Here is a 6,000-nt window from a genome sequence, read left to right on the forward strand (position 1 = left end):
CCGGAGCCGGTGCTCGCGGCGTGGTCACCGCCTCACGCCGGTCCCCTGATTCCCACGATGAACGTGTTAGGAGTTGGCTGTGCGCTCGCGGTGCCGGCGATAGCTCGCGATGGCCGAGTCGTTGTCGACGTTGGGAACGGTGACCGTCTCTCCGGTGTCCTTGGCCACGACGACGTTCGCGCCGCCGGGCGGTGCCGGCATCGGCGGGGCTGCCGGCTCCACCGGCCCGGTGGGGGGATAAGTGGGGTAGACGAGGTAGCCGATGTCGAATTCATGGACATGCATCGGCGCAGGAGAGCCATCCGCCAGCTGGGGACGGGCGTAACGACTGAGCACGATGGCGAGGGCTTCCTCAGGGGTGGTCGGGGGCATGGGAACATTCTGTGCCATGGAGGTTTCTCTCCTGTTCAGCGCGATTGCCATACGGACGGGAACCCCGGGCACGCAACCGTGCCGGGGACGTGCCCGACGACGGGGATCAGCCCGTGCGTCACTCGTCTTCCGTGAGGTTTCCGTCCTTGTCCCACGCCTGACTGCGTACCGGCCTCCCTTGATGGTTGTAGACGGTGTGTTCGGCGAGCTGACCATTCGGGTGCCATTTGCGCCACTCACCCACGGCCAGACCCCAACGCGTCTGGCCCTCCTTCTTCTTCGCCCCATTCGGGTACCACCGGATGTGCGGTCCGGAGGGGACCCCGTCGACGTAAGAGATGAGCGCGATGATTCGACCCTCTCGGTCCCGGGAGACGACCTCGCCTGTGACCAGGTCGTCCCCGCAGAGCAAGCGAGCGTCCTCGTCCCGGTGTGTGTCTTCGTATTCGATACGCACGTTTATTCCATTACGGGAGGTATGTAATTGCCTTTATCCCTGCGCCGATAGTCGCCGATGGAGTACTGATGGCGACCAGCATAGCTCGGGACGCCCTGGAGAACACCGTTGCAGTTCGGGCAGGCCGGCGCCGATTCGCCGACGGAGTGAATGATGTTGCCCTTATTCTTCCCCCTCTTCACGACAGCAGTTTCGATCCACCTCGGATCGAACCGCATTTCGTCCAGCACCTCACGGCTCAGCGGCGGCGGCGTGGAATCTTCTCCGTGTTCCTTGCGCCAGTCTTCTTCATGTTTCCGCTGACGGGCCCAGAGCAGCTCATTCACGGCTTTCACCTCGGCGTGCCGCAAGGGGTCGTCAAAGTAGGCCCGGCCAGTATAGACCATCTCCGAGTTGGGGATTACTTTTCCATTTTCGTCCCGCGCTGCCGACCCATCCGGTGCGATTCGATTTCCTATCAGGACGCTGCCCTCCGACGCCATGATCGGATGCATCCAGGCGGCCATGCCCAGGTAATTTTTACGCAGTAGCGGGTGCAGGTGCTTCAGCCTGATCGCATCATCCGGGTCACCATTGAGACCCTCGGTGATCAGGCCCGTGCGTCGGTCGATCGCCAAGGCCGAGCACGGCCCGTCATCGGCGTCACGCATTTCTGCGTGCCTGCGCGCCCGCTCCTCGGACATTTCCTGCACATACTCTCTGACAGTTTTCCCGTCGACACTCGTGATCAGGCCGTTGTCGTCCAGCTCCACCCGGCCGGTGTCGTTCAGGTCAAGTTGCTCGACAAATCCACCGCGTCGCTTGTTCTCCACCTCCGAATCCAGGTCACGGGTATCAGGAGCATCACCGGGGTCGACAGGATCGGGGAACTCGGGCGGGTCGTCCACGCGCACGTCGCCGGCCGAGGGCACCTTGAACCGCACGGCCGGGTCCTGATCCTCATCTCGGCGGGATTCGCTGTCGTCGCCCCGAGCAAGGTCATGGTCGCCGCCCGTCGGGTCCGATTCGCCGCCCGACGGTTCGGGCGGCGGATGGTTCTCGTCCTTCCGATGCGCGGCCTCGTGTTCGGCACCGGCAGGCTCGGCCGTCCCTGGCGAACGCGAACCCATCCATCGCGGAGCCCCGGGGGGCGGAGTCCGGGTCTGCGAGTCCCGGGTAGTTACTTCGCCGTCTGATGGCCTCTCGACCGGTCTGCCATATCTCAGCGGTTGGGGATCGTTGCGGAGGACCTCGGCCAGGTGCCGAGAAATATCCGCACCGCGGTGTGCGGGCAGCCTTTCGCGGCTCAAAAGAGGCCGGGACGTCCGTTCATCACCGTGCATATACCAAGACTCTGCCGTGCCGCGGCCGGTCGATGACTCGTTCGAGTCATCGACCTTGTCAGTGGGCACATCGTGGGAGCTGATCTCGGCGTCGGTCGACTCAGTGGTGGCGTCCGGCTTGTTCTCGGATGTATCGGTGCGGGCCCTGTCGGGCTTCTCCATGACGTGATCGGCGTGGAGCGGCCGACGGTTGGCATCAAGCGGAATGTAGAACGCGTGTTCCGCTTTCGGGATGTGCAGCGGGTCCGTGCTGACCACGCCGGACTGGGCGTCCACCCAGATGATCCGCCCGTGGTAGTTGACCGCGTTGAACGCATGGCCACCACGGCCGTTTGGCCAGTTGACCTGCACAATGGCGGCCGCGCCGTGCCCTGCTTGCTGAAGGTCGTGCGCAATACGGGCCGCGGTGCGGGGGTCATCGCCACGACCGGCATAGGTGTGGGTGGCTCCGCTCCACCGGATCTGGTTCTCGTTGGAGTTGTCCTCGGGCTTCCAGGCGAGCACGTTGCCGTGCTCATCGGCGTCGAGCGTGCGCGGAGCGGAGACCTGGGGATTGCCGTACCAGGTCTCCAAGAAGGAGCGGGAGCAGTCGGCACAGTTGTTGCCGCGCCCGGGAACGGTGTCGCCACCGTCGTTCTGAAGACGACTCCAGGGGTCGAAGGGGTTGGCGAAACGCTGCGGCGTACCGTCGGGATTCCGCGGGTGCGCATCCTCCAGACGTTGTTGATCAGCGGGGTCGGGCGCACGCAGACCGCCGGTCTCCTGATCGAGGTCGGCCCGGATGGCATGCAGTGAGTTGGGGTCCGGGTCCGAGTCCCCGTGGTCGGGAGCCGGTTCAAAGGACTCCTGAGCCACATGGTCCTGATGTGATGCCTGTCGCTGAGTGGGCGTCTGTTCCTGAGTGAGCGATTCTTGCCGATTTGGGTGCTGCTGAGAGTGGGCGTACGAGTCCGGCTGCTGGTTCTGCTGGTTGGGGCCGGGCTGGGGCTGTGGTTGCTGCTGGTAGGGCTGATTTTGGGGTGTCTGCCGCTGGTAGGGCTGTTGTTCCGTGTACGGCCTTGGCTGCTGCTGGACGTGCGGGTTCTGCTGCTGTGGTGGCTGCTGCGGCTGTTGGTAAGGGCCCGGCTGCGCATCGGGACCAGGCTGCTGCGGTTGCTGGTACGGCCTCGGCTGCGCATAGGGGCCAGGCTGGTGAGGCTGTTGAGCGTACGGAGCGGGGTGGTGCGGCTGCTGGTAGGGGCCTGGCTGCCGGGTGTAGGGGGTGGGCTGCGGCTGCTGATATGGGCTGGGCTGGTACGTATGCGGAGGTTGCTGAGGCGTCAGGGGTACTTGAGAACGGGTGGGGTCGTACGGGTTGCGGTTGGCGTCGAGCGTGAGGTGCCAGACGCCCACGGCGTTGGTGCCGAGGGGTTGGTGACTGACTTCTCCGGACTGGCTGTCCACCCAGATGACACGGCCGTTGTGATTGACGGCGTTGAACACATGAGCACCACCACCCGTGCCATTGGGCCTCGTCGGCCAGGTGACGAGAACGGCGGAGACCGCGCCGTGCCCGGCCTGACGGAGTTCGTCGGCTATCCGGGCATAACCGTCATGTGCATTGCTGCCGGAGGCGCGGAAGGCAGTGCCGGCCCAGTTCTGAATGTTGTTGGTGCCGTCACGTTCGCCGCTGTTCCGGTCAAGGTCACCGTTGGCGTCGCGGTCGTAGGTGCGAACAGCGGAGACCTGGGGGTTGCCATACCAGGACTCGATGAAGGAACGGGTGCAGTCGGCGCAGTTGTTGGAGCGGCCCAGAACCCGGACACCGCCGTCGTTCTGGTACCGGGCCCAGGGCTGGAACGGGTCCGGGAAGCGCTGGAAGGTGCCGTCCGGGTTGCGCGGGAAATTGTTCAGCAACGCCTGCTGGTCATGCGCAAAGGGCGAGTACAGGCCATTGGGCTGGTGATTGAGACTCGCCCGGACGTCGTTGAAGGAGGGCCGTGGGGGCTGTGGTACAGCCTGCGGCTGCTGATGTTGTGGCGCTTGGTATTGAGGGGCGGGGTGCTGTTGGCGGCTCTGTTGGGAGTGGACTTGGTCGGTTTGGTGGTGAAGGGGCTGCTGTTGTTGAGAGTGCGGCTGCTGCTGGTTGGGCCGCGTTTGCGGATGAGGAGTGGCCTGCTGGTTCTGAAGTTGTTGTTGGTGGTGAGGATTTTGTTGGTACGGATGCGGCTGCTGTGAAAAATGCTGGTGCGATTGTTGTGGGTGTTGCTGGTAGGGCTGCTGCTGGCGAGGCTGATCGCGGTTCTGGTCGGGCCGCTGCTGAAAAGGCTGGTTGGGCTGGTGGGGGCCGGGATAAGCAGGAGTGTCCGGGCGGGCAGTATCCGGGCGCGGTGGGGCCTGGTCCGGGCGGGGTGCGTCCGGATGTGACGATGACTGATCGTCCTGGACAGACTGTGTGCGATCAGTCCGAGCGGAACCGTCAAGGCGGGGATTGTGCGGCGGAGCTACGGGGCCTGAGTGCTGGGTGTGGTCGTGAACGATCTGCGAGCCGTCAGGGCGGCGATTCTTGTCCGGTGCGGTGGTGGGGGCGTCGGTGCGGCGCGAGCCGTCCGGACGTGAGTTGCGCGGCGACCGGTCGGGGCGGGGCTGTTGCGTGACGCCCTGGACGGGGCGACGGCCGTCGGGTCGGTGGTTGAGCTGCGATGCGGTGCTCGTGTTGGACGGTGTGCTGCCGCGCGGCGGGGCGGAGTTCGATGGGGTGGGACCGGCATGGGGCGGCATGGCAGTGGGCATGCCCATGGCCGGTCCCGCGTTTTGCGGGGCGTTCTGCGTCGGACCGGGCGTCGGGCCCGTGTCCGGGGTGGGGACGTGCGCAGTGGTGGGTGGCGGGGCCGTCGTGGTGGCCGCGGACTGGGTGGACAGTTCGGTGGCGTCCCCCACCTGCGGCATGGGGTCGCCCGGGGCCGGGTCGCGCTGCTGTATGGGGTGGCTGTGAGTCGGTGAGTGCTGGACAGGGGCGCCCTGGGGCGGCATGCCGACGTGCGGCATGGCGGAACGGCCGGTGCCGGTGGTGCCGTTGTCCCCGGGAACGGAGCCGGAGCCGTCGTTGCTCGGCGGATTGCCGTGGGTGGGTCCCGGGGTGAATGTGTCAGGCGGGGACTCGGACGTGGTCGAGGCTTCCTGGCGAGGAACAGGCTGATCCGGGGCGGGGCGGTCCGGTGCAGGTGCGGCGTCGGGCGCCGGAGTGGGGGCGGGCGCTGCATCCGGGTGAGTGGAGGGCGGTGGGCCCGGAGTGGGCTGGGCGGAAATGTTGGCCGGGTTGTTCTCGGGGGTCGGACGAGCCGCATCCGGGGTCTGGTCAGGCGTCGGCTGGGTGCTGATCGACTCGGGGCCGGGACCGGGTGTCGGGTGGGTACTGCCGGACTCGGGAACAGAGCGCGCGCGGTCCGGGGCGGGCTGAGTGCTGATGTTGTCGGGACTGTTGTCGGGACTGTTGTTGGGGTTGTTGTCCGGGTTCGGGCGGGCCGCGTCCGGGGTGGTGTCCGGTGTCGGCTGGGTGCTGATGGTGTCCGAGGGCGTGTTGTGGTCGGCGGCGGGGGTGCTGTGCGAGCCGGAGGAACCGGTGTCGGTACCGGCGTACGGATTGTGGTCGTTGCCGCCCTGGAAGCCGCTGTCGAAGGGGGAGCGCTGGTCCGGGGGCGGCAGGGGCTGCGCCCGGGGGACGTCTCGGTTGCCGTCCGGGCTCGGGGTGGCATTGCCGGAAGCGGAAGCGGAGGCGGCGGAGGGCGCGTGGCTGGAGCCGGCACCCGTGTCTGCGCTTGTGCTGGTTTCGCCTGGGCGGGGGGTGTGGGAGGAGCCGCCGCCCGCACT

The 6,000-nt window shown here is 66.6% G+C and carries 5 protein-coding genes; 2 read left to right on the top strand and 3 right to left on the bottom strand.

The genetic code is table 11. The annotated features are described in order from the left end of the window. Window positions 1–66: 66 nt before the first annotated feature. The 3 genes from ACH4FX_RS28725 to ACH4FX_RS28735 all read right to left on the bottom strand — a co-directional run bounded on the left by ACH4FX_RS28725 (window position 67) and on the right by ACH4FX_RS28735 (window position 4,047). Entirely contained in the window at window positions 67–285 is a 219-nt protein-coding gene (locus tag ACH4FX_RS28725; RefSeq protein WP_398483730.1) for a hypothetical protein, read from the bottom strand. 205 nt (window positions 286–490) lie between these two features. Beyond that, the gene (locus ACH4FX_RS28730) at window positions 491–829 is read right to left on the bottom strand and encodes a toxin-antitoxin system YwqK family antitoxin (protein ID WP_398483732.1); all 339 of its coding nucleotides are present in this window, start codon (window positions 827–829) and stop codon (window positions 491–493) included. Between the two features lie 2 nt (window positions 830–831). Next, on the bottom strand, window positions 832–4,047 hold the full coding sequence (locus tag ACH4FX_RS28735) for a toxin glutamine deamidase domain-containing protein (protein WP_398483734.1): 3,216 nt from the start codon (window positions 4,045–4,047) through the stop codon (window positions 832–834). A 12-nt stretch (window positions 4,048–4,059) separates the two neighbouring features. Here ACH4FX_RS28735 and ACH4FX_RS28740 point away from each other — a divergent pair, with 12 nt between their 5' ends. Further along, window positions 4,060–4,368, top strand: a complete 309-nt coding sequence (locus ACH4FX_RS28740) for a hypothetical protein (RefSeq protein ID WP_398483736.1) — start codon at window positions 4,060–4,062, stop codon at window positions 4,366–4,368. A 1,222-nt stretch (window positions 4,369–5,590) separates the two neighbouring features. Next, window positions 5,591–6,000: hypothetical protein (locus ACH4FX_RS28745; RefSeq protein ID WP_398483737.1), on the top strand; the 410-nt coding region annotated here is incomplete at its 3' end.

Origin of the sequence: Streptomyces sp. NPDC018019 (genome assembly GCF_044327805.1) — a bacterium.
Classification (GTDB): domain Bacteria; phylum Actinomycetota; class Actinomycetes; order Streptomycetales; family Streptomycetaceae; genus Streptomyces.